The sequence below is a fragment of the Bacillus sp. 275 genome (genome assembly GCF_001999205.1).
GTDB classification, from domain to species: domain Bacteria; phylum Bacillota; class Bacilli; order Bacillales; family Bacillaceae; genus Bacillus; species Bacillus velezensis.
Genome location: NZ_CP019626.1, coordinates 3,330,970 through 3,356,512, shown reverse-complemented (window position 1 = coordinate 3,356,512; position 25,543 = coordinate 3,330,970). Strand labels below are relative to the sequence as shown.

Below are 25,543 nucleotides of genomic sequence, written 5' to 3'. Positions count from 1 at the left end.
ATTGTTATTTCATTCTGCCGAAAAAATTAAGCAGAATGGATAGTATCACACTGATCACAATACAAGTGACAACGGGAAAGAAAAATGTAACATTTCCCTTCTTAACGAAAATATCTCCGGGCAGCCTTCCGACAAAGTGCCAGACTGCGCCGGCAATAAGCAAAACGGCACCGAGAACCATGAGAACCTTCGGAAAGTCAGTCACGGGCGGGCGCCTCCAATCGAAAATGTTCATACACAGCCGGAGTCACGACCCGTCCCCTCGGCGTCCTCTGAAGAAATCCGATCTGCAGCAGATACGGTTCGTACACATCCTCTATTGTATGCGGTTCTTCGCCGATTGTCGCGGAAATCGTATCAAGGCCGACGGGACCGCCGCTGAATTTTTCGATCATGCCCATCAGCAGCTTATGGTCGATATGGTCAAGGCCGAGCGCATCGACTTGAAGACGTTCGAGCGCGTCGTGAGCGATTTCTTCCGTGATGCGGCTGTCGCCGAGCACCTGGGCAAAATCTCTCACCCTTCTGAGCAGACGGTTTGCAACCCGCGGCGTTCCCCTTGACCGTCTGGCGATTTCCAGAGCCGGGGCTTTTTCGATATCCACTTCAAAAACGTCAGCCGTTCTTGACACGATATCTGTCAGCTCTTCCTGCGTATAGTATTCAAGGCGCGACAGCACCCCGAACCGGTCTCTGAGCGGTGCGGTCAATAATCCGACCCTTGTCGTCGCTCCTACAAGCGTAAAAGGGGGAAGGTCGAGACGGACGGAGCGGGCGGACGGGCCTTTTCCAATGACAATATCAAGGCAGAAATCCTCCATCGCCGGGTACAGCACTTCCTCAATTGAGCGGTTCAGCCTGTGAATTTCGTCTATAAACAGCACATCCCCTGGTTCGAGCGCCGTCAAAATGGCTGCCAAATCTCCCGGTCTTTCGATGGCGGGACCTGACGTCGTCCGCATCTCCACACCCATCTCATTGGCCACGATAGACGCAAGCGTTGTTTTCCCGAGACCCGGAGGCCCGTATAAAAGAACGTGGTCCAGCGTTTCCTGCCTCATTTTCGCCGCATCGATAAACACGCGCAGATTTTCTTTCACTTTCTTTTGGCCGATATACTGGGCGAGATTCTGCGGCCTGAGGCTTTGCTCGATTATTGATTCATGGCTGTCTGCTTCACTTGAAACGAGCCGTTCATCCATGAACATCACCTTACTTTAATAATTTTTGCAATGCTTTTTTCACATATTGATCTGTTGAAAGCGCCGTTTCCTCTTTTAAGTGAGGAAGCACTTTTTTAATTTCTTTTTCGGCGTAGCCGAGAACCCGGAGCGCTTCAAGCGCCTCGTCAAGCGCCGTTTCAGCCTCTTGTTTTTCAATGCGCGCTTCATGATTGAACAGGTTGTCAATCATTTCAGGCACGACGTCGGCAAGTTTGCCTTTCAAATCAAGAATAATCTGCCGCGCCGTTTTTTTGCCCACACCCGGAAATTTCACCAAAAAGGCTTCATCTTCCTGTTCGATCGCTTCGATGACGGCTCCGGGATCACCGGAACCGAGGATGGCGAGCGCCCCTTTCGGCCCGATGCCGGTGACGTTCAGCAGCTTTGTAAAAAGCGCTTTTTCTTCCCGGGTTGAAAAACCGTACAAAGAAAAGGCATCTTCTTTTATATGATGATACGTAAAAATGGTCTCTTGATTGCTTACCTTATAAATAAACGGATTCGGAGTGAAGACCTGATAGCCGATTCCGCCGTTTTCAATCACGATGTATTGGGGAGATACATAATCAATCGTCCCCTTCACGAATTCAATCACACCTATTCACCTCTTTGACTGCTTATCATTGTAACACAAAAACAGCCAAAGTCTTATAGAAAAGTTAACGTATGTTCGCTCTGACACCTTCCATTCAGAAAAAAAAGACATGTGTCACATGTCTTGCGTCAAAGTCAGCCGCTGTAAGTCTTAATATGATCGATCACGCTCTCAAACTCCGCTTTTGTCCTGTACGGTATGCCGTGTTCCAAGTGCTTTTGCAATCGGCTTTCCAGTCTTTCTATATCAATCTGGAAGAAAGATTGAATCGGCTCGGCCAGCGATCCGGGACGGCCGTGAAAAGTGGAGATGACGCCTCCGTCCGTGACGCCGATATAACCGTTAACCTTACTGAGCGGAGAAATGTCATCAACATGCTTACGGAAAAGGACGAAGCCTTTTTTCTGCTCAACGAGCGTCCAGCCGGCATATGAGGCCCAAAAATCCTCCATCGCCAAAACGGTTTCATCCGTATGTTCGATGCCGACATCACCGTCCAGATAGACCTTTTCCAGCTGGACGTGCACCCGAAGCGGCCCGTAATGCTCAACCTCCGCCCCGTATGCGCCTTTTCCTCCGCAAATCAGGACTGCAGCCGATAAGACAAGCATAAACAATAGACGAGCACCGCAAATTCGTTTCACCAATAACACCTCTTTATTCAATCAAACTCTTGATGCTAGTTTGACCAAAGATGCCGGTGCTTAATCGTTTTCTTTCATTTGTCTGTTTCAGCCGAAAAAAAGCAGCTCTCTAAATGAGGGCTGCTGCGATGATTATGCCCGACCGGCTGAAATCAGTTTCATTTGTCCGGGCGTCAGTTTGAGCCGGTATCCCCTTACGGTCAGATACACAGTTTTTGCTCCGCGGCTTTTGTCATGCTCCGTTTTTTTCATCCCGGCCCCTCCGTTACGTTTTATTACTTTTATGTTAACACCGCAATATAAAGAGCGTTTTAAGAATATGTAAAGAAATGATGAAGCTTTATCCATAAAAATACTGCCGGATGAAATCATCCGGCAGTCCCGTTTAACGGCTGTTTCTGTTCATGTCTTGCAGCTTTGTAAAAGTAGCGTTGTCGGTAAACACTTGAATTGTACGGCCGTCCGCGAATTTTTTGGCCGCATGTTTGACATGTTTATCATCATTCTTCGTAAAAGGATGATTTGTTCTGACGGCAATGACGACTCTCGTGTCAGTCACGATGACCTGACTATCCTGTACGCCTTTTACTTTTTTCACGCGGTTTGCAACTTTTGCCGCCAACCTGATGTTTTCGGCGTTGTCATACCCATTATAAGACATTGCTGCCGGCGGCGTATTGACATTTCGGCCGTTATATGTGCCGTCCGTCGTTAACGGAACCCCGTCATTAGGCGCGTACTGATCGGACACGTTTGTCGTATTATGACGGCCGTTTCGGTTTTCCATCATTTCAGAAACGGGTCCTTGATGGTCCATTCCGTACTGGCCTCTGCCGTTACCATTATCATTCGAATAATATCCGACCGGACGTGTTGACTGGTTGTAGCGTCCGTCATTCATGGCATTATTTGCTCCGCATGCCGTTAAGCTTGCCGTCACGGCTAAAACGCCCGCGATCGTCATCAGTTTTTTACCCAATGGAAAAACCCCCCGTGGATTCATCGCTGTTTTGAGCGTTTTCCGCTCATGTTTAGGATGCGCGGCGGGCGGCGGGTTTAAGCTTGTCAGTTATGTCCATTCCTCAGTTGGACATAAAAAAAGGAACGACATACATCGTCCCGAAACATTAATCTTCTTCTTCCTCCGGCCGTCCGAATACTTGATTTGGACTCGGCTGATTCGGCGCGGCATTAGGATTTGCTCCGCCGTAAGGCATAAAATATCCGGCGTTTGCACCCATATTCGGATACGGCTGCACAGGCATATTTGCGTGATGGTGATGTGAACCGTGGTGATGGTGGTGATGATGTGAATCATGGCAGCCGCAATCATCATCCTTATATTTCCCATCATGATGAGGCGCGTTTGCGTAATGTGACGAATATCCGCCGTAATACGGCATTTGACCGTACGGAGCACCGCCGAAACCAGATGCAGAACCATCATAATGCTCTGCATTTTCATGGGCCTGGTTTTCATATTCACCGTAACCCGCTTGCGGCCCAAATCCCGGATGATGGAATCCGTATGGTAACGGCATCGGCATTACCGGAAAGCCTCCAAAACCTCCTCCAAAACCGCCGAAACCTCCGCCTACCGGGAAGCACGGATGGCATAGTCCCGAACCCGGCAGCATCGGTGTCACCGGAACCGGACAAGGACAAGGCATGCACGGCATCGGGTAATGCATAAAAGACGGTTCAACGGCCGGCATATTCGGAAACGGGACATTCGGAATGTTTGGCATGTTCGGCAGATGATAAGCGGCGTTTTCTTCTTCCATCTTTCCGGCTTCAGGCGCCTTTGGCATATTCGGGTAATTCGCGTTTTCCATGTTGATCATTTCCTCCTGTTGTGGAATGTTATTGTCATGCTCTTTTTCTTTCGGCTCGACAAAATGTGTCACCGGTTCCTCCGGCTTAGGAGGCGACCACGGCTGAAACAGCTGATTGGACGGGTAATATTGGTTCATATCAGCTTCCGGCAGCACATTTTCATGCTTTTCAGGGATTGGCGGCACATACGGAATTGACGGCTTTGGTTCTTCCGGTATGGTGTCTTCAATGTCCACAACTGATTTCGGTTTTTCTTTGGCATATGGATGCTCATGCTTATGCGCAGACGTTCCGAAGCCGGCCTTAGGTTCTTTTCTGACCGGAACGGCTTCTGAAGGCACCTTTATCTTCATTCCAGGCATAATTAAGTCTGGATTGCTAAGCTGATGATTCAGTTTTTTTAACTCTTCAAGATCAACTCCGTATTTTTCAGCTATTTTCCAGAGCGAATCGCCTTTTTGAACGATATGAATTTTCAACGTTTTCCCCTCCTATGCACAAAACGTGAACGGTACATTTGTCATTACAATACGTTTCTTCACACTATATGCCGATGGACTGGGCATGATGATAAAAAATTTGGGAAGGAGGGGAAATTTTTATAATTACGTATGACTCAGCATTCTGTTCAAAGCACGAAGCGCTTCTGTCCGAACCGCTTCCGGAACTTTAATGACACCCTTCGGCTCGCCTTTTTCAAGCTGCTCAAGCGACCACAATAAATGCGGCAGGTCGATTCTGTTCATTGTCAGACACGGACACATATCGGGATTCAATGATTCAATCTGTTTATCCGGATGCGATTGAATGAGGCGCTGAACAAGATTCATTTCCGTGCCGATCGCCCATTTGCTTCCCGGTTCAGCCTGTTCGATCGTATCAATAATGTATTTGGTAGACCCGCTGTCGTCACTGAGCGAGACCACTTCCCGCGAACATTCCGGATGAACGATAATGCGGATGCCGGAATCCCGCTGCCGCAGCTGAGAAATATTTTCCGCTGTAAACTTTTCGTGTACGGAGCAATGCCCTTTCCAAAGGATAACCTTAATGTTTTCCGGATGGTCAGTAAGCAATCGGTTCTGCACCGGGTCCCATACAGCCATTTCTGTCAGCGGAATGCCGAGGTCATAGGCCGTATTTCTGCCTAAATGCTGATCCGGTAAAAATAAAATCCTCTCTTTTTGTTTAAAAGCCCATTTCAGCACACTCCGGGCATTTGAAGAGGTGACGGTCGCTCCCCCGTGCCGTCCGACGAATGCTTTAATTTTCGCCGTCGAGTTAACATATGTTAACGGAATGATGGTGTTACCGTACAGTTCTTGAAGCTCTTGCCATGCTTTGTCCGTCTGCTGAATATCTGCCATATCAGCCATCGAGCATCCGGCGCGCATGTCGGGCAAAATGACGGTTTGGTTATCATCAGTCAGCATATCAGCGGTTTCCGCCATAAAATGCACGCCGCAAAACACAATATATTCCGCCTCTTTATTTTTTTCTGCCACTTGAGCGAGCTGCAGGGAGTCACCTGCCGTATCGGCGAATTGTATTACTTCGTCTTTTTGATAGTGATGCCCCGGAATGAACAGGCGCTTTCCGAAAGCCCGTTTAATGGCGGCGACCCGCTTTTCCATTTCTCCTGTGCTCATGTCTTTATAATGGCTCGGCATCATTTCGGCTGATGCAGTTAGCACGTCAAAAATAGACATCTTAAAAATCCCCCTGTTCCGCAGCCTCAACATCCATGCTGATGTCGGCGCTTTTTACTGAATGAGTCAGAAATCCGAGTGAAATATATTGGACGCCCGTTCCTTTAAAAGCGGGCAATGTACCGAGCGTTATGCCTCCGGATGCTTCCGTTTTGATATGACCCGGTGTCATGCCTGCAAAACGCCGGACGGACTCAGGCGGACAGTTGTCAAACATAATAACGTCTGCACCCGCTTCTATTGCCTCGAGCAGCTGCTGTTCGGATTCGATTTCGACTTCCACCGCAAGCATCTGCCCCGCCGTTTTTCTTGCCCGCTCCATGGCAGCCTTTATCGATCCGCAGGCAGCAATATGATTATCTTTTATCATGATGCCGTCATATAAGCCGAAGCGATGATTAAAGCCGCCTCCGACCCGAACGGCGTATTTTTCCAGCATTCTGAGCCCGGGTGTCGTTTTTCTCGTATCACAAAGCTTGATGGACGGATCATCAAGACGCCTTTTGGCCTCATCCGTCATTGTCGCAATGCCTGACATTCTTTGTATGAGATTCAGAATGACCCGCTCCCCCGTAAGAAGAGCCGCCGCCTGGCCTTCCATTTCAGCGAGCACGTCTCCTTTTTTCATCCGTTCTCCGTCTTTTTTCAGGGAGCGGATGCGGATGTCATCGTGTAAAAGCTTCCATCCTTCACGGATAACGGCTTCTCCGGCAAACACGCCGTCTGTTTTTGCGATGATTCGCGCTTTACATTGCTGATCAGAAAAAATCGCTTGTGACGTCGCATCACCCGTTCCGATATCTTCCTGAAAAAAATGAGTCAGCATTTGTTTCAGCTGCAGAATGTCCATAGTTCCCCAATCCTTTCGTTTTTTCTGATAACTGTTCCAGATGTTGAATGAATGATTTGTTTTCCGTGCCACTCTTTCTCCGTCCCGGGAAAATCAGCGCGAAAATGAGCGCCCCTGCTTTCTTCCCGAATAAGGGCTGAGGTCACAACAAGTTGCGCAGTCTTCCATAGGCAGGATAGCTCGGCTTGTTCTATTGTGATATCCTTCACATTTATATGACGCACAGATACGTTGTTAAGCCAGGATGCCAGCGCCTGCATGTTTTCTTTTTCCCTGACGATGCCCGCTCCGGTTGTCATTTTGGCTTGGAGCACATGAAGCGCTGTGTCCGGCACTTGTAAGATGACGTCAGATTTCTTCGGGGTTTTTTTATATCTTCCGTTTAACGGTGTTTGAATGATATGTTCAGCACATCGTTGCCCGCTTGCCAGCGCTTCCAGCAGTGAGTTGCTCGCAAGGCGGTTCGCCCCGTGCAATCCTGTGCAGGCGGTCTCGCCTATGGCGTACAAATCAGGCACGGACGTTTTCCCCCAGGTATCGGCTTTTACTCCGCCCATTAAAAAATGCATTCCGGGTGCTACAGGAACCCCGCTTTCAAGATCAACACCGGCTGTTTGACAAATTTCTGTTATGGTCGGAAAACGTTTCTTAAAATCGGCTATTCGGCTGCAATTTATAAAAACAGGATTTTCTTTCATCATTTCTTCATAAATCGCCCGTGAAACCACATCCCGGGGCGCCAAATCTTCAAGCGCGTGTCTGCCAGCCATGATCCTGCGCCCGAAGCGATCCGCTAAATATCCGCCTTCTCCTCTCACTGCTTCAGAAATCAGGCCGTACACAGTCCCGTTTTTCACAAGGAGGGTCGGGTGGAACTGGGTGAACTCCATATCCGTGATCTCAGCTCCCGCGCGGAAGGCAAGAGCGATGCCGTCTCCCGTTATGGCGGAATCATTTGTGTGATATTGGTACAGACTGCCGCAGCCGCCTGATGCAAGCACTACACAATCCGCTCTTCTGTAAGAAACGGCGCCTGAAGCATCCTTTACGGCAACACCTGCGCATCGTCCGTGTTCAATCAGCAGATCAACAACCGTCTCGTGTTCAATGATCCGTATGCCGTCCCTCACCTGCTGAACCAGAAACTCAACCAACATCCGTCCGGTCGCATCTCCCCCGGCGTGCAGAATTCTCCTTTTGGAATGAGCGCCTTCCCTGCCGAGACAAAACGTTCCGTCCGACTTCGTATCAAAAGGGAAATGGCCTTCTATCAGCCTGTTTATCATGCTCTGTCCGCTTTGCAGCAAATGCCGCACGGCTGTCACGTCATTGTGTCCGCATCCCGCATACAGTGTATCGTTCACATGGGATTCTATCGAGTCATCTTTTGCGTATGAAACAGCAATCCCGCCTTGAGCATAATGCGAATTGCTGTTCGTTACGTTTCTTTTTGTGATGACGGTCACTTGGTATGACGGAGGAAATGAGGAAGCACAGGCAAGGGCCGCCGTCCCCGAACCAATGACGATAATTGTTTTTTCAGACATACATCAACCTCCCGTTACGTTTACACCTGTCTTGACACCTATATTTACACAACGATAAAATAAACTCAAGCTTTTTTTAACATAAACGGATAGGAGACGGGCTGTATGATTTATCTTGATTACGCGGCGGGAGCGCCTTTAAGCAAAGAAGCCGCGAAAGTCTTTCAGCATCTCAGCACAGAGGTATACGGCAATGCAAGCAGCCTTCATGACGCCGGAGGAAGAGCGGCGGACGTGCTGGAATATTGCAGACATTCTGCAGGAAAATTGATCGGCGGAGCGGCAGACGGCATTTACTTTACAAGCGGCGGAACGGAAGCGAACATCCTGGCCGTCCAATCATTGCTGCACGGCCTGCCCGATCACAAAAAACATTTTATTACGACCGCAATGGAACACCATTCGATCCATAATGCCGCTGCGTTTTTAGCTGACCGTGGAATTGATGTCACCATCATATATCCCGACGAAAACGGCCTTATAACCGAGGACATACTGGCGGCTCATGTCCGTCCTGACACGGGGCTCGTTTCCATACAGCACGCCAATTCAGAAACCGGTCTCATCCAGCCTGTGAATCGTCTGGCCGCTTTTCTTCACCAGAGAAACATTTTGCTGCATTGCGATTGTGTTCAAAGTTTCGGCAAACTGCCGATTGATGCGGATCAGGCGGGAATCGACGCCCTTTCCATCTCCGGTCATAAAGTATACGGCCCGAAAGGCACCGGGGCTGTTTACATTCGGCCCGGTGTCAGCTGGAACCCGGTTTATCCGCATACCGTGCATGAAAACGGGTTCAGGCCCGGTACGGTGAATGTGCCGGCCATCGGCGCTTTTACCGCTGCTGCGGAGTATGCAGTGAAACATATGGAGGAACACCGTGAGCATGCTGACAGGCTGAGGAATTATTTGTATGACCAAATTCGGCGTCAAGGCCTCCCCATTTCATTTTCAGAGGAAGAAACCGGCGGTGAATGCCTGCCTCACATTGTCGGGTGTTTTTTTCACTCCGTTGAAGGACAATATATTATGTTAGAATGTAATCGTAACGATATTTGCATCTCAACCGGGAGCGCATGTTCCGCCGGCAGCCACGGCCCTTCTTCAGCTATGAAGGCGCTGGGAAAAACCGAACGGGAAGCGCGGCAGTTTTTCCGGATCTCATTCGGAAACGAAACAACATGTGAACAGCTCGATATGCTGATACATACATTTACGGCGCTATGGGAGCAAAAGAAAGGAGAATCAGCAATTTGACAGAAGGAACGAAGCTTACTGGGGAGAAAAGACGCGACATGCTGCTTCATTGGCTGAAAGAAGCCGGCTCGCCATTAACAGGAGGCGAATTGGCCAAAAAAGCAAATGTCTCAAGACAGGTGATCGTGCAGGACATATCGCTTTTGAAAGCAAAAAACGAGCCGATTATCGCGACGAGCCAAGGCTACTTATACATCAGCATGAATGCCGGCGGCGAAAAAAATGCCGAACGGATTGTCGCCTGTCTGCACGGCCCGGAGCGGACGGAAGAAGAGCTTGCACTCATTGTCGATGAAGGCGTCACAATAAAGGACGTCATAATTGAACACCCCGTATACGGCGATTTAACCGCCGCCATAAGAGTCAGTACACGGAAAGAAGTCAAACAATTCATGGATCACATTAACTCGACAAATGCCGCTTACCTTTCACAGCTAACCGGAGGCGTGCACCTCCATACGTTAAGCGCCCCGACAAAAGAGCGGATTGACCAAGCCTGCCAAGCGCTGGACGACGCGGGTATTTTAATAAAAGATTAAAAAAAGCCCCCTGAAGGGCTTTTTTTATATCGAATAGGATTGATATGTTCCCAGAAGCTTGACCCGGCAGCCGAGGGCTTCCATCTCTTGAACGGCACCGGGAATGAGAACCTGATCCATCGCCTGTTCAATATCAATAATAAAGAAATAGTTGCCGAGACCCGTTTTTGTCGGGCGCGATTCGATCTTTGATAAATTCAGGTTTCTCCATGAAAAAGCCGACAGCACCCTGTGCAGCGCACCTGATTGGTCATCTTGGGGAAGCGTTACCATCATCGTCGTTTTCGGCCGTGAAGACAGTTTCGCATTCACTTCGAATGAGACGTCTTTTTCAGGCGAAAGAATGACAAATCTCGTGTGGTTGTCCTGATAATCCTGAATATCCCGCTTCACGATGCTCAATCCGTATGTAGCGGCGGCCATTTCATTTGCAATCACGCCGATCGGAAGGTCCGAATGCTCACTGACATACTTGGCAGCCGCACCTGTTGACTTCGCATACTCATAAGGAACGGACGAAAAATGCCGGTGAAGAAATTTGTGGCATTGCGCAATCGCATGGGAATGAGAATAAATTTTCTCAAGCTTTTTCCACTCATTTTCTCTCGAAGGGTGAACGAGCAGATGCTGGTGAATCGGCAGCGTCATTTCCCCCACGATCGCAAGAGGCTGCTCATGAATCAAATAGTCAATCGTTAAGTTAACCGAGCCTTCCAGCGCGTTTTCCAAAGGAACAAATGCAAGATCAACTTCTCCCGCAACCGCCGCATCCATGCATGCCGGTATTGTTTGATAAGGTGCTTGTGTCACGCTGTTTTGAAAGCAGGAACTGACTGCTAGATGTGTAAATGTGGCTTCTGGCCCTAAATAACCGACTTTCATGTCTCTTCTCTCCTTACGCGCCTGACCCTAAGATCTCAACTTTTTCTATAAAATCAAATTTTCTCAGTTTATTCATTAACGTATGAATGTTTTCTTCCATTGCGGACGTACTGATTGAGAGCGTGACATTCGCCCTGCCCTGAAGCGGAATCGTCTGGTGAATGGAAAGCACGTTGCTTCCTGAGTCAGCCACCGCCTGCAAAAGCTGGGATAACGCGCCTGACCGATCCTCCAAATGAAAGAAAAGTGTGATTATTTGTTCTTTAACCATCGTGTAAAAAGGGAAAACCGCGTCTCGGTATTTGTAAAAAGCGCTTCTGCTTAAATCGACTTTCTGCACGGCATCTGCAACCGATTCAGCCTTTTTTCTGTCGAGCAGCTTTTTGACTTCAAGGGTTTTCCGCATCGCATCAGGCAGAACGTCTTCACGCACTAAATAAAATGTCTCTTCTTTCACCTGCACCCCTCCCTTTTACATCAGAGAGCCTGCATTGCAAGCTCTCCGTTTTTTTAATCAATAAATTCAAATTCAAATTCCAGAAGCCGGATGATATCGCCGTCTTTAGCACCGCGTTCTCTGAGCGCTTCATCAACGCCCATACCGCGCATCTGTCTTGCAAAACGCTTGACGGATTCGTCACGGGAGAAATCAGTCATTTTAAAGAGACGTTCCAGGCTGTCACCTGAAAGCACAAACGCGCCGTCCGGATCACGGGTAATGTTAAATGGAATTTCTTCGTCTTCCATCGTGTACATTACGCGGTTTTCCGCCAGTTCTTCTTCATCATACAGCGGGAATTCAGGCGTTGTTTCCAGCTGGTTGGCGACTTCAAACAGAAGATCGCGGAGCCCTTCTCTCGTCACAGCGCTGATCGGAAAGACAGGGTGATCATCCTGAAGCTTTTCTTTAAACGCTTTAAGATTTTCAGCCGCTTCGGGCATGTCCATTTTATTCGCAACGATAATTTGCGGACGCTCCGTCAGCCGCAGATTATATTCACTGAGCTCCTGATTAATGGTGACATAATCCTCATACGGATCACGGCCTTCCATCGCTGACATGTCAATGACGTGAACGATGACGCGCGTCCGTTCGATATGGCGGAGAAATTGGTGGCCTAAGCCGACTCCTTCATGCGCTCCTTCAATCAAACCGGGCAGATCCGCCATGACGAAGCTTCTTCCGTCATCCGTTTCCACCATGCCCAGATTCGGAACAAGCGTTGTAAAATGATAATCGGCGATTTTCGGCTTTGCCGATGAAACGACAGACAGAAGCGTAGATTTTCCGACGCTCGGGAAGCCGACGAGGCCTACGTCTGCAAGCACTTTCAGTTCAAGCACGATATAGCGCTCTTTTCCGGGCTCTCCGTGCTCTGACAGCTGCGGTGCCGGGTTGGCCGGTGTCGCAAAGCGGGTATTTCCGCGTCCGCCGCGTCCGCCTTTTGCGATGACGGCGCGCTGCCCGTGCTCTGTCAGATCGGCAATGACCTGTTTTGTATCGTCATCCGTTACGACTGTGCCGGGCGGAACTTTAACAACCATATCGTCCGCATTTCTGCCGTGCTGGTTTTTAGACATGCCGTGCTCGCCGCGTATCGCTTTGAAATGCCGCTGGTACCGGAAGTCCATGAGCGTGCGCAGTCCTTCATCAACCTCAAAAACGACGTCGCCTCCATTACCTCCGTCACCGCCGGCAGGCCCGCCTTTCGGCACATATTTTTCACGGCGGAACGCAACCATTCCGTTACCGCCGTCGCCGCCTTTTACATATACTTTCACCTGATCTACAAACATAATATCCTCCGTTCTAAACCGTAAAAAACCGCTAGTTCATTCCAATTTCGGCCACACATTCATGGCCGGTCAGCTCAAATTGCATGACATCAAAGTCCTCATGCCGGGATTTGCGAAATTCATCAAACACATCTGCATTTGCAATCGTTCCATGAAAATCGAGATATACAATAAGCTGTCTGTCAGGGTGATCCGTCTGCAGCGATACGGTCAGATGATTTTCACTTTCATTGTTTACCGCCAGACCGAACAGATGAAACAGTTTTCTCATCAGGTTCGACAGCTTTTGATCATATGCCGATAAATCTTTAATTTCTCCGAGCACTTCGTATTCGAGCCTCATATAACGGGACTTCCAATTAAATGTAAGAAAGTCAAACGCCAAGTGCGGGGTTTTCAGGTTTGAGAGCTTTGATTCGTGCTTTGCATCTATGACCATTTCGTCAATAATTTCAACGACCCTGTCATACTTCTGCAAACTTAAGTTTCCTTTTATCAGCTGCAGCTTATTCATCCAATCATGACGGAAATGGCCCATTAATTGGATCAGCTCATTGATCAGAGCCGCATCGCTTACAGGTTCTTCTTGTTTCTTCGATACATCCTTCATTTTCGCACTCCCAATCGTTTAATTTCTTTTTAGGAGTCTTGATAAGTGTGTACTATGAATTATAACAGAGAAGGCTTTGTTAAAAAAACACTTGTTTTTCCTGGTTCATCATGTTCCTTTTTCGGATCGCATACAATGCGGATGCCAGGCAGAAACATTTTTGGTATCACTGCTTGGGGAACATATCCAGTGGGTATGGGAAGCTGATGTCCTCATTCAAGGCGGGGTTCACTCACGCATCCTCTGCTTTTCATTCTTGATGTTACTCCGCTTACTGCAAAAAAAACTCCAGTCAACGACCGGAGTTTTTTGTGTCATTATTGAGCTACAGGATATACGCTCACTTTTTTGCGGTCACGGCCGAAACGTTCGAATTTAACAGTTCCGTCGATTTTAGCAAAAAGAGTGTCATCTCCTCCGCGGCCCACGTTTTCACCTGGGTAGATTTTCGTTCCGCGTTGACGGTAAAGGATAGATCCGCCTGTTACGAATTGACCGTCTGCACGTTTAGCGCCTAAACGTTTAGATTCAGAGTCACGTCCGTTCTTTGTAGAACCTACACCTTTTTTAGAAGCGAAAAACTGAAGATCTAATCTAAGCATGTAACTCACCTCCTATATTTGGTTTGCAGTCAACCGTAAGTGTTCACTGTAATCCCGCTCGATCGTTTCAAGAGAAACAATCATGCCTTCAATCAGCAGCTGCGCTTTTTGCAAAGCTTCCTGATCAGCGGCTTCAGGGAATTCAAAGTAGAAATAACCCCCGTCCTCGCCTATATCAAGAATCGGTTCGAGAGGAGCCAGCGCGATAACCGCATTGACCGCTCCGAAAACGACAGCCGTGACCCCGGCGCATACGAGATCTCGTCCATGTTCAGCAAAATCGGCATGTCCCGTCATTTCAAAGGACAATATGCCCCCGTCATTCCGGGATCTTCGAATTGTTGCCTCAATCATGCTTACGCGTTGATTTTTTCGATTGTCAATTTAGTATAAGGCTGACGATGACCTTGTTTTTTATGAACATTTTTCTTTGGCTTGTAACGGAAAACAGTGATTTTTTTCGCACGGCCTTGTTTTTCAACTTTAGCTGTAACTGTCGCGCCTGCAACTGTTGGGTTGCCGACTTTCACGCTGTCTCCGCCAACAAACAATACGTCTTCAAACGTCACTGTTTCACCTGCTTCAGCAGCAAGTTTTTCGATGTAAACAGTTTGACCTTCTTCAACTTTGATTTGTTTTCCGCCTGTTTTAATGATTGCGTACATTCTCTGCACCTCCTATTAGACTAAGACTCGCCAGCAACAGGGGGCTTTAAAGCTCTTATCACCTGTCCCGAGCGGTTGTAGCATTGGTGCTACATCCATAACATTAAAAAATATATCAGAACCAAAAGGATATGTCAATCTATTTCTAGTAAGGCAGCAGCAGGTCTTCCATAGAGGAATCTGTCCGTTTATCGGCAAAATACGCATGAAGCACTTCATTTTCATCGAGCTGGCTGAGCTTTTCGCCGGCTTTTTCAACGATAATGGGGTGCTTGCATCCCCGTTTGAATTCGGCCATGACATGCTTTACTTTGGCATCGGCCGCGACCGTCAAAGGATGCAGCATGGCGACATCGCGGTTTTTGCCGTAGTATCTCTCCAAAAGAAACCTCAGCTGAATATAATGCCGCTTCCGGTATTCGTCCCATAAAGAAGCGGCGAGAAAGACGAACAGCACCCATGCGCTGACCTGAAGGGGGACGGCCAGCACAATCCAGCAGCAGAGCAAAAGCGCGGAAACGGCTGATGTCTGCAGGCTGAGGAGATGCGCTTTTTGAAAAGCCATTTGTTTAGAGAAGTATAAAAACACGAACTTTCCGCCGTCAAGCGGCCAGATCGGCAAAAGATTGATGAAAAGAATGGAGAGATTATAAAAGGTAAACATCTCAAATGTCTGCTCACTTGCCAAGCCTGACATGAAAAAGAGCCAGGCTGCCGCCTGAAGCCACACATGCTGAAGCGGGCCCGCCAGAATGACCGCGAATTCCTCTTTAAGCGGCCGGTTTCCGTGCTCCTCCACCTCAACCGTCCCGCCGAAAGGGAGCAGAAAGATGCGTTTAATGCGCCACGAAAAAAACACAGCCAGAGCAGCATGCCCCAGCTCATGAACGGATACGACCAGCAAAAGACACAGCAGCGCTTTGATGTGCCCCGTCATAAGACCAAGCCCCATGATAATCCAAAGAAAAGGATGGACATGAATTTTAAAAAGGAGGATGAGCCATTTATTCATCAAATGTGATCACCTGGATCGGATCTATGAATTTATCGCCATCCTGGATCGCGAAATAGTACTGGCCTTTACTTTTATCGTTGAGCTTGATCGAACCGATCTTTTTCCCTTTATCGACAAAGTCGTACAATGAAACATTAACATCTTTTAGCCGGCCGTAAATGCTGCTGGTATTGTCGGCGTGCTGCACCTTCACCGTCAGTCCTGTTTTTTTATCTTTGCTCACTTCCATAATGTAGCCTTCTTTTACGCTGTCAATGGCTTCGCTGGCGGTTTCGACGACGACGCCTTCTCCGTTATTTTGAAAGTCCTGCTGGATTTTCCCCGCGGCAGGAACAGCCATATCCTGACTGACCGCCACCTGACCGTCCTTCTTTTTCGTTCCCGGCGTAAGAAAAGCGAGCGGGTTTCCGAAGGAAGATACGAACCAATTGCTTACGGCAGCAAACTGAAATTCTTTTTGAAAGGTTTGTGCGATCGCCGGTTTGATCTGACTCAGCGGCTGTTTGTCAGTTTTATAGGCAATAGCGGAGATCAGTACGAGACAGGCGGCCAGCAGGCATTTTAAAATAATAGAATGAGCGCTGATCAATGGATGCCGTCCGTTAAATTCGGGCGGGTGTTCCGTTTGATATTCGTAGTCCGGTAGAAGCTTGTGCTTTTCCTGCTCCTTGACCGTCTGCCACGCGGGAAAATTCTGCGTTTGGGCGTTTTGAACGAAAGTCCGTTTTGATTCAGGCCGCTGTTTTCTTCTTTTGGCCAGTCTTTTTCTAATTTCATCAGCTCTGTGACTCATCGCCATCATCCTTTGCAATCGTTGGGTTTGTACATCCTATGTCTTGTCCATTGCAAATATGCGCTCTTGAAAAACAAAAAAGACCTGATAAGCTGGGCTTCATCAGATCTTTGTATTCTGGTATATATTATGAACGCACGCCGAAAAATGACTTGATTTTCGCCATCATCCCTTTTTGCTGCTCTTCAAGCACCTGCAAAGGAACGGATTCTCCTAAAATGCGCCGGGCGATATTGCGGTACGCAATGCTGGCGCGGTTTTTGGAATTCATGGCAATCGGTTCGCCGATATTTGAAGCCCTGATCACTTCATCATCGTCAGCAACGATTCCGAGGAGATCAATAGAGAGATGATGAACAACTTCATCCACATCCATCGTGTCACCGTTTTTCACCAGATGATTTCTGATGCGGTTCACGATAAGGCGCGGCGGTTCGATATCTTCCTGCTCCAAAAGTCCGATAATGCGGTCAGCGTCCCGCACCGCTGATATTTCCGGCGTCGTCACAACAATCGCCTTATCAGCTCCGGAGACGGCATTTTTATAGCCTTGTTCAATTCCGGCCGGACAATCAATAATGACATAATCAAATTCCTGCTTAAGCTCCTGCACAAGCGATTTGATCTGCTCAGGGACAACAGCCGTCTTGTCGCTTGTCTGGGCAGCCGGCATTAAATGAAGCAGATCATCAAAACGTTTGTCTTTGACAAGCGCCTGATGCGTCTTGCATCTGCCTTCAATTACATCTACTAAGTCGTAAATAATTCTGTTTTCAAGACCCATTACGACATCAAGGTTGCGCAGTCCGATATCTGTGTCTACCAAACAGACGCGCTTCCCTAAAATGGCTAAGGCGGTACCGAGGTTTGCAGATGTTGTTGTTTTACCTACTCCGCCTTTTCCCGAAGTTATTACGATAGCCTCACCCAATTTCACATTCCTCCCTCAAGCCTTGTTAGATCAGGTCTTAAATGAGCCAATTGCTGAAGGCGTTCAATGACCATATTTCCGTCAGTATCTAAATAAGCACATTCCATGTCGTTCCCTTTTTGAATGTGGTCTGGGGAGCGATTTAACACGTGATTGATCCTCAATTGTGTCGGCATCATTTCTGATGCGGCGATCACAGCCCGGTTATTTCCGTTATAACCCGCGTGGGCAATCCCTTTTAATGAACCGAGAACAAATATATTTCCTCCGGCTCTGATCGTACCGCCGGGATTCACATCTCCGATTAAAAGCAAATCTCCCGTCACGTGAAGCACCTGGCCCGAACGGACGATTTTGGAAACAGAAACAATTTCCTGCTCCTCTTTCATCCGCTGCGCTTCTTCTTTGGCGATGACTTCACTGTCAATTGAATGCACGACTAAATCTTTCTTTGACGCGATCAGATCAGTCAGCTGCTCTGCCTGTTCCTGATACAGATACCGATGCCCGAGTTTAATATGAACACTGATTTTTTGCCCTTTGCCATCAGTATATTGTTCAATCGACAGCATGTTTTGAAGACCATCGAGAAGCTCATCAAAAGAGCACGCATCATCCAGATGCAATGTTAAGCCGTTTTTTGTTCCTTTTATTGTTACATATTGCTGCTTTTTGGCCTTCATCAATGTTCACCTCAACAACATACTCTTTTCGTCAAAAAAAGATAAAATCCTTTTTACTCATCTCTTAATTCTTTCTTCAGACTTATATAAAACAGCCTGAAGGGCAGGACTAATATAACGGCTCCCGCAATATTCAGCAAAGCGGTCGGCAAGAACCTCTGAATGACAAAATCGTTAAACGTCATTGTGCCGCTGCGGATTAACGTCTGAATGCCGTAGACGTAAAATTCAAGCACACATACGCTCAGCACCGCAACCAGAATGACCATCAGGGCGTTTGTCTGCAGCACTTTAAACGCTTTGGCCGCCAGATAGCATAAACCGGCAAAACCAAACATATAAACGCCTAAAACACCCGTATAATTGATGTCATAAAGAAATCCGAAAATCAAACCGTAGATCACCGCATGCTTTTGGTTGATATAAGCGGACATAAAAATCAGCGCAAGCAAAAGAAAATGCGGAACGACCTGCTGCTCGACGGAAACGAAAGGAAAACGCACCAGATCGGTATAGATGCTTTCCGCACAAAAGACCAAAATCATAATCAAAGGGAGAAGGAAACGTTTCACGATCCTTCCTCCCCTGTTGCTACGCTTCGGTTCACGACGATGACATGGTCAAGATCGTACAGGTCGGCAGCCGGTTTCACGTAAGCGATTTTCGTCAGGCCGTAAGCATCTGATTCTACATCGGTCACTTCCCCGACCGTCAGCCCTTGAGGAAATACGCCGCCCGTTCCGGATGTCTCCACGAGGTCGCCTTTTTTCACTTCGCGTTTTTCATCCGGCTCAAGGATGGTCATTTTCAGAGTCTGTTTCTTTTTATCATACCCTTCAATTAAACCGTAGCCTTTGCTTCCCTTTTTGCCGGAGATTTTGGTGGCCACTCTGTTATTGCGGTCAACATCGCTCAGCAGCTGAACGGCGGATGTGAAACTGTTGAGTCCGCTGCTTTTGATCTTCCCGACCAGCGCACCCTTTTCGTTCGTGACAGCCATGTCTTTGGCCACTTTCTGCTTCGTTCCCTTATTGATCATGATCTGCTTGTACCATTGATCAGGGTTTCTGGCGATAACGGTCGCTAAAATCGGATCATAGTCGGAAATTGATTTGACATGTCCGAGTTCATCACGCAGCTTCTTGTTTTCATCTTTGAGTTCTTGGAGCTTCGCTTCATATTGTGTCTGTCCGTCCAGCTTTTGTCTTAAGCGTTCGTTTTCCTTGTACGTGTTTTTCAGGTCTTTTATGTCCCCGAAGAACCCTGCAAAATATTCGGCAGGCGTGTGAAAAATGTTTTGAAATACTCCCGTCGTATCACCGATCAGCTTTTCAGGCCAGGTGGTATTACGGCCGTTCTTCAGCGAGAATCCAATCATAGCCACCAATATGATAATACACAGAAGTAATAGCATTAACCGTTTGTTCGGCATCGTGATACACCTCTTCTATTTAACTCCTGATTATCTTGTTTTTCCTTTGAAAAGATGGATGTGTTCCAGTGCTTTTCCAGTGCCGATCGCAACACAATCCAGCGGATCTTCAGCGATAAGAACAGGCATTTTCGTTTCGTCGCTGATGACTTTGTCGAGATTGCGGAGCAGGGCGCCTCCCCCTGTTAATACAATACCTCTGTCCATAATATCAGCGGCCAGCTCAGGCGGTGTTTTTTCAAGCGTGCTCTTCACCGCGTCAACGATTGAGAGAACTGTATCACGCAGTGCATTTGCAATTTCCGTTCCCGTGATTTCGATCGTTTTCGGCAGACCTGTCAGAAGATCGCGGCCGCGGATTTCCATTGACGCATTTTCTTCACCGGTTTCTGCTGAACCGATTTCCATTTTAATAGCTTCCGCCGTACGGTCACCGATCATCAGATTATATGTTTTTCTGATATAGCTGATGATTGAGTCGTCCATTTCGTCACCGGCTACGCGGATTGACTGAGACGTGACAATGCCGCCTAAAGAAATGATCGCCACTTCAGTTGTTCCGCCGCCGATATCAACGACCATGCTGCCCGTCGGCTCCCATACCGGAAGATTCGCGCCGATTGCTGCCGCAAAAGGTTCTTCAATCGGATAAGCGTCACGTGCGCCCGCTTGTCTTGTCGCGTCGATGACCGCCCGTTCTTCAACGGCCGTAATACCTGACGGCACACACACCATAACGTAAGGCTTTCTCGCAAACAATCCTTTATTTTTCACAGCCTGATTAATGTAGTATTTCATCATTGTCGCAGTTGTTTCATAGTCAGCGATAACGCCGTCTTTCATCGGACGGAGCGCAACCACGTTGCCCGGAGTTCTTCCGATCATGTTTTTCGCATCGTTACCGACCGCAACGATGGACTTCGTATCCGTTTGCAGAGCAACGACAGACGGCTCTCTCACTACGATTCCTTTACCCTTAACAAACACAAGCGTATTCGCGGTTCCCAAATCTATACCAAGGTCTCTTGTACCAATTCCGAACATATGTATGTATCTTCCTTTCTTAAAGCAAAAATACCCTAAAGGGAAAAACTCATAAAATCTATTATATCTTAAATCAACGAAAAAAAAAGTGTTACAAATATCCTTTTTCCTTTAAACTCACAAATTTTTTGTCACCAATGACCAAATGATCCAGCAGCTCGATGCCGATTAAATTTCCGCACTCAAAAAGCCGCCTGGTTACCTCTATATCTTCCCTGCTCGGTGTAGGATCTCCTGAAGGATGATTGTGAACGCAAATGAAGGACGCGGCGGATCGTTTGAAAGCTTCTTTAAACACCTCCCGCGGGTGGACAATAGATGAATTCAGACTTCCGATAAAAACGGTGCGTTTATGAATGACTTGATTTTTGGTATTTAAATATAAACAGACAAAATGCTCCTGGGATAAAAAGCGCATATCCTCCATCACATACTTCGCCCCGTCTTCCGGAGAGCGGATGACGCAATGCTCCCCGGCGGATGTCTTATGAATGCGGCTCCCCAGCTCAATTGCGGCAAGAATCTGAACGGCTTTCACCGTGCCGATTCCCGGAATGCTGGAAAGCTCCTGGGCAGAGGCGCCTTTTAACAGTCGCAGCCCGTCAAACGTCCGCAGCAGCCGGTGAGCGAGGTTCATGACGGACTCATGTTTCGTTCCCGTCCGCAGCAGGATGGCGAGCAATTCATTGTTAGAGAGATGTTCGGCTCCGAAGTGCAGAAGCCGCTCTCTCGGTTTTTCTTTTTCGGGGAAATCTCTTAATTTTAACGGCAGATCACGGATGATCAACCCCTCCTTGTTCCCCTTCCCGGTTTGAACATCAAGCTTTTATATTAAATTCTTTCAAGGCTCTCATTGTTTTAGCGACAGGAAGCCCGACGACAGAATAAAAATCACCGTCTATTTTTTTCACTAAAAGCGCGCCTTTTCCTTGGATGCCGTATGCACCTGCTTTATCCATCGGTTCTTTTGTTTCAATGTAGAGCTGTATGTCGTCTTCACTGAGCGGCCAAAACGTCACTTCCGTCGTGTCACAGAACGTTTCTTTCCGGTCATGCGTCTGAATGCTGACCGCCGTAATGACTTGATGGCTTCGGCCGGAAAGCCTCCGCAGCATGTGTGCCGCTTCTTCCCTGTCACGCGGTTTGCCGAGGCACTCGCCGTCTATGCACACCATCGTGTCAGCCCCGATAACGACTGCATCGGGATTTTCGGCCAATACAGCTCCGGCTTTTTGCTCGGCCAAACATTGGACGTTTTCTTCCGGCGAAAGGTTTCGATTTAATTTTTCTTCTGTGCGGCTTGCAATAATGCTGTAAGGAATCTGAAGAAGATTAAGGAGTTCTTTTCTTCGCGGAGATTGTGATGCGAGTATTAAGCGTTTTGTCATGATTGTCATCCTTTCAGGGTTTGCTTAAGAAAAAAAGATACTTGTCTATCCTACCAAATCAAACGGGCAACCACAATTTCAGAAAAATAACTTTTTGATGACAAAATAAAAAATCCCGCCGGATGACGGGAAATGAGATACTATTTTACAACACTTAAAAGCTCTTTTTGGGCTTTCCAGCCGGATTCCGAACCCGACGTTTCCAGTTCTTTCAGCGCTTGAAGGACGGCCTCTTTCTGCTTTTTGTCAGCGGCATCTGCACCGTCTGCCGCTTTTGCCGCTTCAGCCACTTCCGTTTTTGAAAGATCTTTGCCAGTAATCGCTTTGGCGGAGAGCTCAGATGCCTGTTTAAAAGAGTCTTCCAGTCCTGAATCGACCGCAAAGCTGAGCTCTTTTCCGCCCCAAGCCTCAAAATCATGGTCTATCAGTGTCTGACCCAATTGCTGTGATAGGCTTTTTTCCGCTGCAAGCCCGGCGATCACGTATGTGTATCCGTCTTCTTTAGCCAGAGAGACGGCCGAGTATCCTTTTTCAGTCAGCTGGTCAACAAGGGTTTGCGCTCCTTTTTCTGATGAAAATTTTCCGGCCTGCACCGCATATGTTTTATAGTTTCCCTCTGAAGATTCCGCATCTCCTGTGCCGGCTGTTTCAGATTTGTCTTTAGAAACATCTCCCGCTTTCGCCGTCTGCCCTTGTGAACCTTTGTCAGCTGATGCCGGAGCGGAGGCTTCTTTACTTCCCGACATATTTAAGGCGACAAGGCCGAGCCCGGTGCCTAAAACAGCCGCAACGGCAATTGTCGTGACCGCTTTTTTAACTGGAGAAGACGGCTGCTTTTTTTTCGGAAAATGAGAGCCGTTTTTTTTCTTCTGGTATGGAGGAACGACTTTCGGGTCATCTTCAAATACCTCAGAATTCTTCTCATGATCCCAATTGAAATCTTCTTCTTTCGGATCTTCATGGGATGCGGCGGTCTCCTGCTCCGCCTTTTTTGTTTCTTCCCAATTTGAAAATGTGACGGTTTTCTCCCCGCCTTCTTTCACATCTTCTTGTCCATACATCGTTTCTTCTTGTCCGTTAATGGTTACTTTAAGGGCATTGTTTTTTGCGTTGCTGTGCTTTTTGCTCTTCCTTTTTTTCAACGTCTCTTCCCCCTTGCATTCGTCTTGGCCGTACCTTGAACTGATCATGGTTCACACTTTAGCATAGGCGAAAAAAAAAAGAACAAGACTTTTGTCGTCTTGTCCAAAAAACGTTCGCCAAATTTTTCAAGCCCCGCCTGAAGCGAGCTTGATGTAAAACGAAAACAGCTCTTCACCGTATAAATAACTCAAAGCGCTCCCGACTGAGATGGCCGGCGCAAACGGAAATGGCTGCTTTTTACCAAGCCTGCCCCGGGCTGCGGCGCACATACCGTATACGGCTCCGATCATAACGGAGAGAAAGAATGCAATGAGCACGAGCTTCACGCCGAGCGTCAGGCCGATCACCCCAAACAGTTTCACATCACCTGCGCCGATGCCTCCTTTACTGACAAACATGATAAAAACAAGCAGAAAAAATCCGCAAACGGCTCCGGCAAACCCTGCATACCATGAATCCAGCGGAGAAAACATACGGCCGGCGATGAAAAGCGGAAGAAAAAACAGCAGAACCTTGTCAGGAATCAGCATATATTGCAGATCCGTCATAGTAACAATCATGAGCAGAGACAGAAATAACAGCGCGACTAACAGTTCTTTTGAGAAACCGAAATGAATGCCTGCAGCCGTGAATAAACACGCCGTCCAGCATTCCGCCGCCGGATACATAACCGACAGCTTCGCACGACAGTTTCTGCATCTGCCTCTTTGCAGAATATAGGAAACGACGGGCACAAGCTCCCCCCAGGAGAGCGGCAAGCGGCAAAACGAACAGGCTGAACGCGGCGAAATAACCGAGATTCGCAGCGGGATACGGCACGCTGCTGTATAAAAAAAAGAACCGAAAATCAAGCCGAGAAAAAACAGAATCAAAAGCACTCAGACCACACCTTTACTATCAATCTGGCTCAGATTATAGCAAAGAAAAACACCATGACTGAAATGGCTGAAAATATATTTTCAGCATAAAAACACCCGGCAAAACCGTAAAATGGTCTGCCGGGCATCCGAGGGGCTGTCAGATAAGCCGCTTTCTCATTTCTGAAATAAAATATAAGGAGCCGGTAATGATGATGACATCATCCGCCCCGTCTTTTTGTTCTATCCATTCTTTCACACTGTCCGGGTTCTCATCGAAGCTCTTATCCGCTAGACTGCTTGCGTTATAAAGGGCTTCGGCGCTTGAAGCACGCGGAAAGTCAAATGATACAAAGTGAATGGAATCCGCTTCGGTTTCAAGCTTTTCAATCATTTCCTGATACGGTTTGTCTTTTAATGCGCTGAATACGACATGGACGTTTTTACCGGCAAAGCGCTGCCGGATCGTTTCTATCAGCGTTTCAACGCCCTCTTCGTTATGGGCGCCGTCCGCAAACACTAAAGGGCGGCTTTGAAGACGTTCAAACCGGCCCGGCCACGATGCTTTTTTCAGGCCGTTTCGCATCGCTTCTTCAGAAATGGCTGCGGCTTCCAGGCGATTCAGCCATTCAGCGGCCAATATCACCAATGCCGCATTCTGCCTTTGGTGAATGCCGATCAGCGACGTTTGAATGTTTTCATAGCATTTCGTTTCCGTTTCCAGCGAAAAGCTTTCACCGGACGGAAGCGCCGCTTCATTAAACAGTCTGCACGTTTTATATAGTGACTGATACGGAGCCTGCTTTTTTTCGGCTTCCGCTTCAATGACGCCGAGTGCTTCCGGCTGATTGACGCCCGTAATAACCGGAATGGAATTTTTAATGATACCGGCTTTCTGCCCGGCGATCTCCTCGATGGTATTTCCTAGGATCGCCATATGGTCATGTCCGATACTTGTGATAACCGACAGGAGCGGATTCACAATATTGGTTGAATCAAATGTGCCGCCGAGCCCCGCTTCAAAAATGACAAAATCGATATCAGCCCGCTTCGCAAAATATAAAAATGCACACGCTGTAATGATTTCAAATTCTGTCACCGTTCCGCCATCGGTCTTATCAAGCTCATCGACTATCGGTTTTATGTCATTAACGAGCGTTCTCCATTCCTCATCAGAAATCGGCGTGCCGTTGACGCTGATACGCTCATTAAACGTAATAATGTAAGGCGATGTGAACGTGCCGACCGTATAACCGGCTTCTTGAAGCACGGAACGGATAAAAGCGACGGTCGATCCTTTGCCGTTTGTGCCCGCCACATGAATGGCGCGAATGTTCTTTTCCGGGTGTTCCAGTTTTTCCATCAGCTTTTCCATACGGAGAAGGCCCGGCTTAACGCCGAACTTGAGTCTGCCGTGAATCCAGCTGATCGCTTCTTTGTACGTATTAAACAATGAAATCCCCTCTTTTATACAACAAGGCGGTTTCTTAGGAAACCGCCC

31 protein-coding genes and 1 other annotated feature are annotated in these 25,543 nt (G+C 47.8%); of the genes, 2 read left to right on the top strand and 29 right to left on the bottom strand.

Going from position 1 to position 25,543, the window contains the following annotated elements:
- Positions 1-4 precede the first annotated feature (4 nt).
- The 10 genes from BZ167_RS16525 to nadB form a co-directional block, all read right to left on the bottom strand.
- Positions 5-205, bottom strand: a complete 201-nt coding sequence (locus tag BZ167_RS16525; protein WP_003152687.1) for a DUF2905 domain-containing protein — start codon at positions 203-205, stop codon at positions 5-7.
- Positions 198-1,202: a Holliday junction branch migration DNA helicase RuvB gene (gene ruvB / locus BZ167_RS16520; RefSeq protein ID WP_007408185.1), complete on the bottom strand. Its 1,005-nt coding sequence runs from the start codon at positions 1,200-1,202 to the stop codon at positions 198-200. Before ruvB ends, BZ167_RS16525 begins: the two co-directional genes overlap by 8 nt.
- Before the next feature lie 10 nt (positions 1,203-1,212).
- Entirely contained in the window at positions 1,213-1,818 is a 606-nt protein-coding gene (ruvA, locus tag BZ167_RS16515) for a Holliday junction branch migration protein RuvA (RefSeq protein ID WP_003152683.1), read from the bottom strand.
- Between the two features lie 134 nt (positions 1,819-1,952).
- On the bottom strand, positions 1,953-2,462 hold the full coding sequence (locus tag BZ167_RS16510; RefSeq protein ID WP_015417917.1) for a sporulation cell-cell signaling protein BofC: 510 nt from the start codon (positions 2,460-2,462) through the stop codon (positions 1,953-1,955).
- A 132-nt stretch (positions 2,463-2,594) separates the two neighbouring features.
- Positions 2,595-2,714: a hypothetical protein gene (locus tag BZ167_RS20745; RefSeq protein WP_007612850.1), complete on the bottom strand. Its 120-nt coding sequence runs from the start codon at positions 2,712-2,714 to the stop codon at positions 2,595-2,597.
- Positions 2,715-2,847: 133 nt separating this feature from the next.
- The gene (locus BZ167_RS16500; protein ID WP_014721606.1) at positions 2,848-3,441 is read right to left on the bottom strand and encodes a YhcN/YlaJ family sporulation lipoprotein; all 594 of its coding nucleotides are present in this window, start codon (positions 3,439-3,441) and stop codon (positions 2,848-2,850) included.
- Positions 3,442-3,589: 148 nt separating this feature from the next.
- Positions 3,590-4,777 (bottom strand): SafA/ExsA family spore coat assembly protein, encoded by a 1,188-nt coding sequence (gene safA / locus BZ167_RS16495; protein ID WP_061860757.1) that lies wholly within the window; start codon positions 4,775-4,777, stop codon positions 3,590-3,592.
- Positions 4,778-4,903: 126 nt separating this feature from the next.
- Entirely contained in the window at positions 4,904-6,007 is a 1,104-nt protein-coding gene (gene nadA / locus BZ167_RS16490; protein WP_077392146.1) for a quinolinate synthase NadA, read from the bottom strand.
- Between the two features lies 1 nt (position 6,008).
- Positions 6,009-6,857: a carboxylating nicotinate-nucleotide diphosphorylase gene (gene nadC, locus BZ167_RS16485; RefSeq protein WP_015417919.1), complete on the bottom strand. Its 849-nt coding sequence runs from the start codon at positions 6,855-6,857 to the stop codon at positions 6,009-6,011.
- Positions 6,839-8,404: an L-aspartate oxidase gene (gene nadB, locus BZ167_RS16480; RefSeq protein ID WP_039254365.1), complete on the bottom strand. Its 1,566-nt coding sequence runs from the start codon at positions 8,402-8,404 to the stop codon at positions 6,839-6,841. The genes nadC and nadB overlap by 19 nt, the downstream gene beginning before the upstream one ends.
- Before the next feature lie 105 nt (positions 8,405-8,509).
- Between nadB and BZ167_RS16475 the strand changes: the two genes are divergently transcribed.
- Together BZ167_RS16475 and BZ167_RS16470 are read left to right on the top strand one after the other, a co-directional pair.
- Complete coding sequence (locus BZ167_RS16475) at positions 8,510-9,661, top strand: IscS subfamily cysteine desulfurase (RefSeq protein ID WP_077392145.1); 1,152 nt, start codon at positions 8,510-8,512, stop codon at positions 9,659-9,661.
- A complete protein-coding gene (locus tag BZ167_RS16470; protein WP_012118101.1) occupies positions 9,658-10,200 on the top strand; it encodes a transcription repressor NadR in 543 nt (180 codons plus the stop codon). The genes BZ167_RS16475 and BZ167_RS16470 overlap by 4 nt, the downstream gene beginning before the upstream one ends.
- A gap of 24 nt (positions 10,201-10,224) precedes the next feature.
- On the opposite strand, the gene pheA is transcribed toward BZ167_RS16470, so the two are convergent.
- The 19 genes from pheA to BZ167_RS16375 form a co-directional block, all read right to left on the bottom strand.
- The gene (pheA, locus tag BZ167_RS16465; RefSeq protein WP_003152668.1) at positions 10,225-11,082 is read right to left on the bottom strand and encodes a prephenate dehydratase; all 858 of its coding nucleotides are present in this window, start codon (positions 11,080-11,082) and stop codon (positions 10,225-10,227) included.
- Between the two features lie 13 nt (positions 11,083-11,095).
- The gene (thrR, locus tag BZ167_RS16460) at positions 11,096-11,539 is read right to left on the bottom strand and encodes a transcriptional regulator ThrR (protein ID WP_007408173.1); all 444 of its coding nucleotides are present in this window, start codon (positions 11,537-11,539) and stop codon (positions 11,096-11,098) included.
- A 53-nt stretch (positions 11,540-11,592) separates the two neighbouring features.
- Positions 11,593-12,879, bottom strand: a complete 1,287-nt coding sequence (gene obgE / locus BZ167_RS16455; RefSeq protein ID WP_007408172.1) for a GTPase ObgE — start codon at positions 12,877-12,879, stop codon at positions 11,593-11,595.
- Positions 12,880-12,910: 31 nt separating this feature from the next.
- Positions 12,911-13,489, bottom strand: a complete 579-nt coding sequence (locus BZ167_RS16450; RefSeq protein WP_007408171.1) for a sporulation initiation phosphotransferase B — start codon at positions 13,487-13,489, stop codon at positions 12,911-12,913.
- 317 nt (positions 13,490-13,806) lie between these two features.
- Positions 13,807-14,091 carry a 50S ribosomal protein L27 gene (gene rpmA, locus BZ167_RS16445; protein ID WP_003152662.1) on the bottom strand — a complete coding sequence of 95 codons (285 nt, stop codon included), beginning with the start codon at positions 14,089-14,091 and terminating at the stop codon, positions 13,807-13,809.
- 12 nt (positions 14,092-14,103) lie between these two features.
- A complete protein-coding gene (locus tag BZ167_RS16440; protein WP_012118103.1) occupies positions 14,104-14,445 on the bottom strand; it encodes a ribosomal-processing cysteine protease Prp in 342 nt (113 codons plus the stop codon).
- Positions 14,446-14,447: 2 nt separating this feature from the next.
- A complete protein-coding gene (gene rplU / locus BZ167_RS16435) occupies positions 14,448-14,756 on the bottom strand; it encodes a 50S ribosomal protein L21 (protein ID WP_003152660.1) in 309 nt (102 codons plus the stop codon).
- Positions 14,757-14,769: 13 nt separating this feature from the next.
- Positions 14,770-14,843: a sequence feature (ribosomal protein L21 leader region), on the bottom strand.
- Between the two features lie 58 nt (positions 14,844-14,901).
- Positions 14,902-15,768, bottom strand: coding sequence for a M50 family metallopeptidase (locus tag BZ167_RS16430; RefSeq protein ID WP_015417924.1), 867 nt, complete (start codon positions 15,766-15,768; stop codon positions 14,902-14,904).
- Complete coding sequence (locus BZ167_RS16425) at positions 15,761-16,564, bottom strand: M23 family metallopeptidase (RefSeq protein WP_007408168.1); 804 nt, start codon at positions 16,562-16,564, stop codon at positions 15,761-15,763. The genes BZ167_RS16430 and BZ167_RS16425 overlap by 8 nt, the downstream gene beginning before the upstream one ends.
- Positions 16,565-16,691: 127 nt before the next feature.
- On the bottom strand, positions 16,692-17,495 hold the full coding sequence (minD, locus tag BZ167_RS16420) for a septum site-determining protein MinD (RefSeq protein ID WP_003152655.1): 804 nt from the start codon (positions 17,493-17,495) through the stop codon (positions 16,692-16,694).
- Positions 17,496-17,497: 2 nt separating this feature from the next.
- The gene (minC, locus tag BZ167_RS16415; protein WP_031378910.1) at positions 17,498-18,178 is read right to left on the bottom strand and encodes a septum site-determining protein MinC; all 681 of its coding nucleotides are present in this window, start codon (positions 18,176-18,178) and stop codon (positions 17,498-17,500) included.
- A 53-nt stretch (positions 18,179-18,231) separates the two neighbouring features.
- Entirely contained in the window at positions 18,232-18,750 is a 519-nt protein-coding gene (gene mreD, locus BZ167_RS16410) for a rod shape-determining protein MreD (RefSeq protein ID WP_007408167.1), read from the bottom strand.
- On the bottom strand, positions 18,747-19,610 hold the full coding sequence (gene mreC, locus BZ167_RS16405; RefSeq protein ID WP_007408166.1) for a rod shape-determining protein MreC: 864 nt from the start codon (positions 19,608-19,610) through the stop codon (positions 18,747-18,749). Before mreC ends, mreD begins: the two co-directional genes overlap by 4 nt.
- A 30-nt stretch (positions 19,611-19,640) precedes the next feature.
- Positions 19,641-20,654, bottom strand: a complete 1,014-nt coding sequence (gene mreB / locus BZ167_RS16400; protein ID WP_003152647.1) for a cell shape-determining protein MreB — start codon at positions 20,652-20,654, stop codon at positions 19,641-19,643.
- A gap of 91 nt (positions 20,655-20,745) precedes the next feature.
- Positions 20,746-21,441, bottom strand: coding sequence for a RadC family protein (gene radC / locus BZ167_RS16395; protein ID WP_007408165.1), 696 nt, complete (start codon positions 21,439-21,441; stop codon positions 20,746-20,748).
- A gap of 31 nt (positions 21,442-21,472) precedes the next feature.
- Complete coding sequence (locus BZ167_RS16390; RefSeq protein WP_015417926.1) at positions 21,473-22,042, bottom strand: Maf family protein; 570 nt, start codon at positions 22,040-22,042, stop codon at positions 21,473-21,475.
- A 140-nt stretch (positions 22,043-22,182) separates the two neighbouring features.
- The gene (locus BZ167_RS16385; RefSeq protein WP_015417927.1) at positions 22,183-23,184 is read right to left on the bottom strand and encodes an SPOR domain-containing protein; all 1,002 of its coding nucleotides are present in this window, start codon (positions 23,182-23,184) and stop codon (positions 22,183-22,185) included.
- Between the two features lie 126 nt (positions 23,185-23,310).
- Positions 23,311-24,063: a prepilin peptidase gene (locus BZ167_RS16380; protein ID WP_015417928.1), complete on the bottom strand. Its 753-nt coding sequence runs from the start codon at positions 24,061-24,063 to the stop codon at positions 23,311-23,313.
- 139 nt (positions 24,064-24,202) lie between these two features.
- Entirely contained in the window at positions 24,203-25,495 is a 1,293-nt protein-coding gene (locus tag BZ167_RS16375) for a bifunctional folylpolyglutamate synthase/dihydrofolate synthase (RefSeq protein ID WP_064115685.1), read from the bottom strand.
- Between the last annotated feature and the right edge of the window lie 48 nt (positions 25,496-25,543).

Excerpts from the sequence above, each read along its gene's own strand:
- nadB (WP_039254365.1), bottom strand. The coding sequence starts at position 8,404 with ATGTCTGAAAAAACAATTATCGTCATTGGTTCGGGGACGGCGGCCCTT.
- BZ167_RS16425 (WP_007408168.1), bottom strand. The coding sequence starts at position 16,564 with ATGAGTCACAGAGCTGATGAAATTAGAAAAAGACTGGCCAAAAGAAGA.
- BZ167_RS16440 (WP_012118103.1), bottom strand. The coding sequence starts at position 14,445 with ATGATTGAGGCAACAATTCGAAGATCCCGGAATGACGGGGGCATATTG.
- BZ167_RS16475 (WP_077392145.1), top strand. The coding sequence starts at position 8,510 with ATGATTTATCTTGATTACGCGGCGGGAGCGCCTTTAAGCAAAGAAGCC.
- rplU (WP_003152660.1), bottom strand. The coding sequence starts at position 14,756 with ATGTACGCAATCATTAAAACAGGCGGAAAACAAATCAAAGTTGAAGAA.
- nadA (WP_077392146.1), bottom strand. The coding sequence starts at position 6,007 with ATGTCTATTTTTGACGTGCTAACTGCATCAGCCGAAATGATGCCGAGC.
- rpmA (WP_003152662.1), bottom strand. The coding sequence starts at position 14,091 with ATGCTTAGATTAGATCTTCAGTTTTTCGCTTCTAAAAAAGGTGTAGGT.
- ruvB (WP_007408185.1), bottom strand. The coding sequence starts at position 1,202 with ATGGATGAACGGCTCGTTTCAAGTGAAGCAGACAGCCATGAATCAATA.
- obgE (WP_007408172.1), bottom strand. The coding sequence starts at position 12,879 with ATGTTTGTAGATCAGGTGAAAGTATATGTAAAAGGCGGCGACGGCGGT.
- mreB (WP_003152647.1), bottom strand. The coding sequence starts at position 20,654 with ATGTTCGGAATTGGTACAAGAGACCTTGGTATAGATTTGGGAACCGCG.
- minC (WP_031378910.1), bottom strand. The coding sequence starts at position 18,178 with ATGAAGGCCAAAAAGCAGCAATATGTAACAATAAAAGGAACAAAAAAC.
- mreC (WP_007408166.1), bottom strand. The coding sequence starts at position 19,610 with ATGCCGAACAAACGGTTAATGCTATTACTTCTGTGTATTATCATATTG.
- BZ167_RS16430 (WP_015417924.1), bottom strand. The coding sequence starts at position 15,768 with ATGAATAAATGGCTCATCCTCCTTTTTAAAATTCATGTCCATCCTTTT.
- BZ167_RS20745 (WP_007612850.1), bottom strand. The coding sequence starts at position 2,714 with ATGAAAAAAACGGAGCATGACAAAAGCCGCGGAGCAAAAACTGTGTAT.
- nadC (WP_015417919.1), bottom strand. The coding sequence starts at position 6,857 with ATGGACATTCTGCAGCTGAAACAAATGCTGACTCATTTTTTTCAGGAA.
- pheA (WP_003152668.1), bottom strand. The coding sequence starts at position 11,082 with ATGAAAGTCGGTTATTTAGGGCCAGAAGCCACATTTACACATCTAGCA.
- BZ167_RS16450 (WP_007408171.1), bottom strand. The coding sequence starts at position 13,489 with ATGAAGGATGTATCGAAGAAACAAGAAGAACCTGTAAGCGATGCGGCT.
- BZ167_RS16390 (WP_015417926.1), bottom strand. The coding sequence starts at position 22,042 with ATGACAAAACGCTTAATACTCGCATCACAATCTCCGCGAAGAAAAGAA.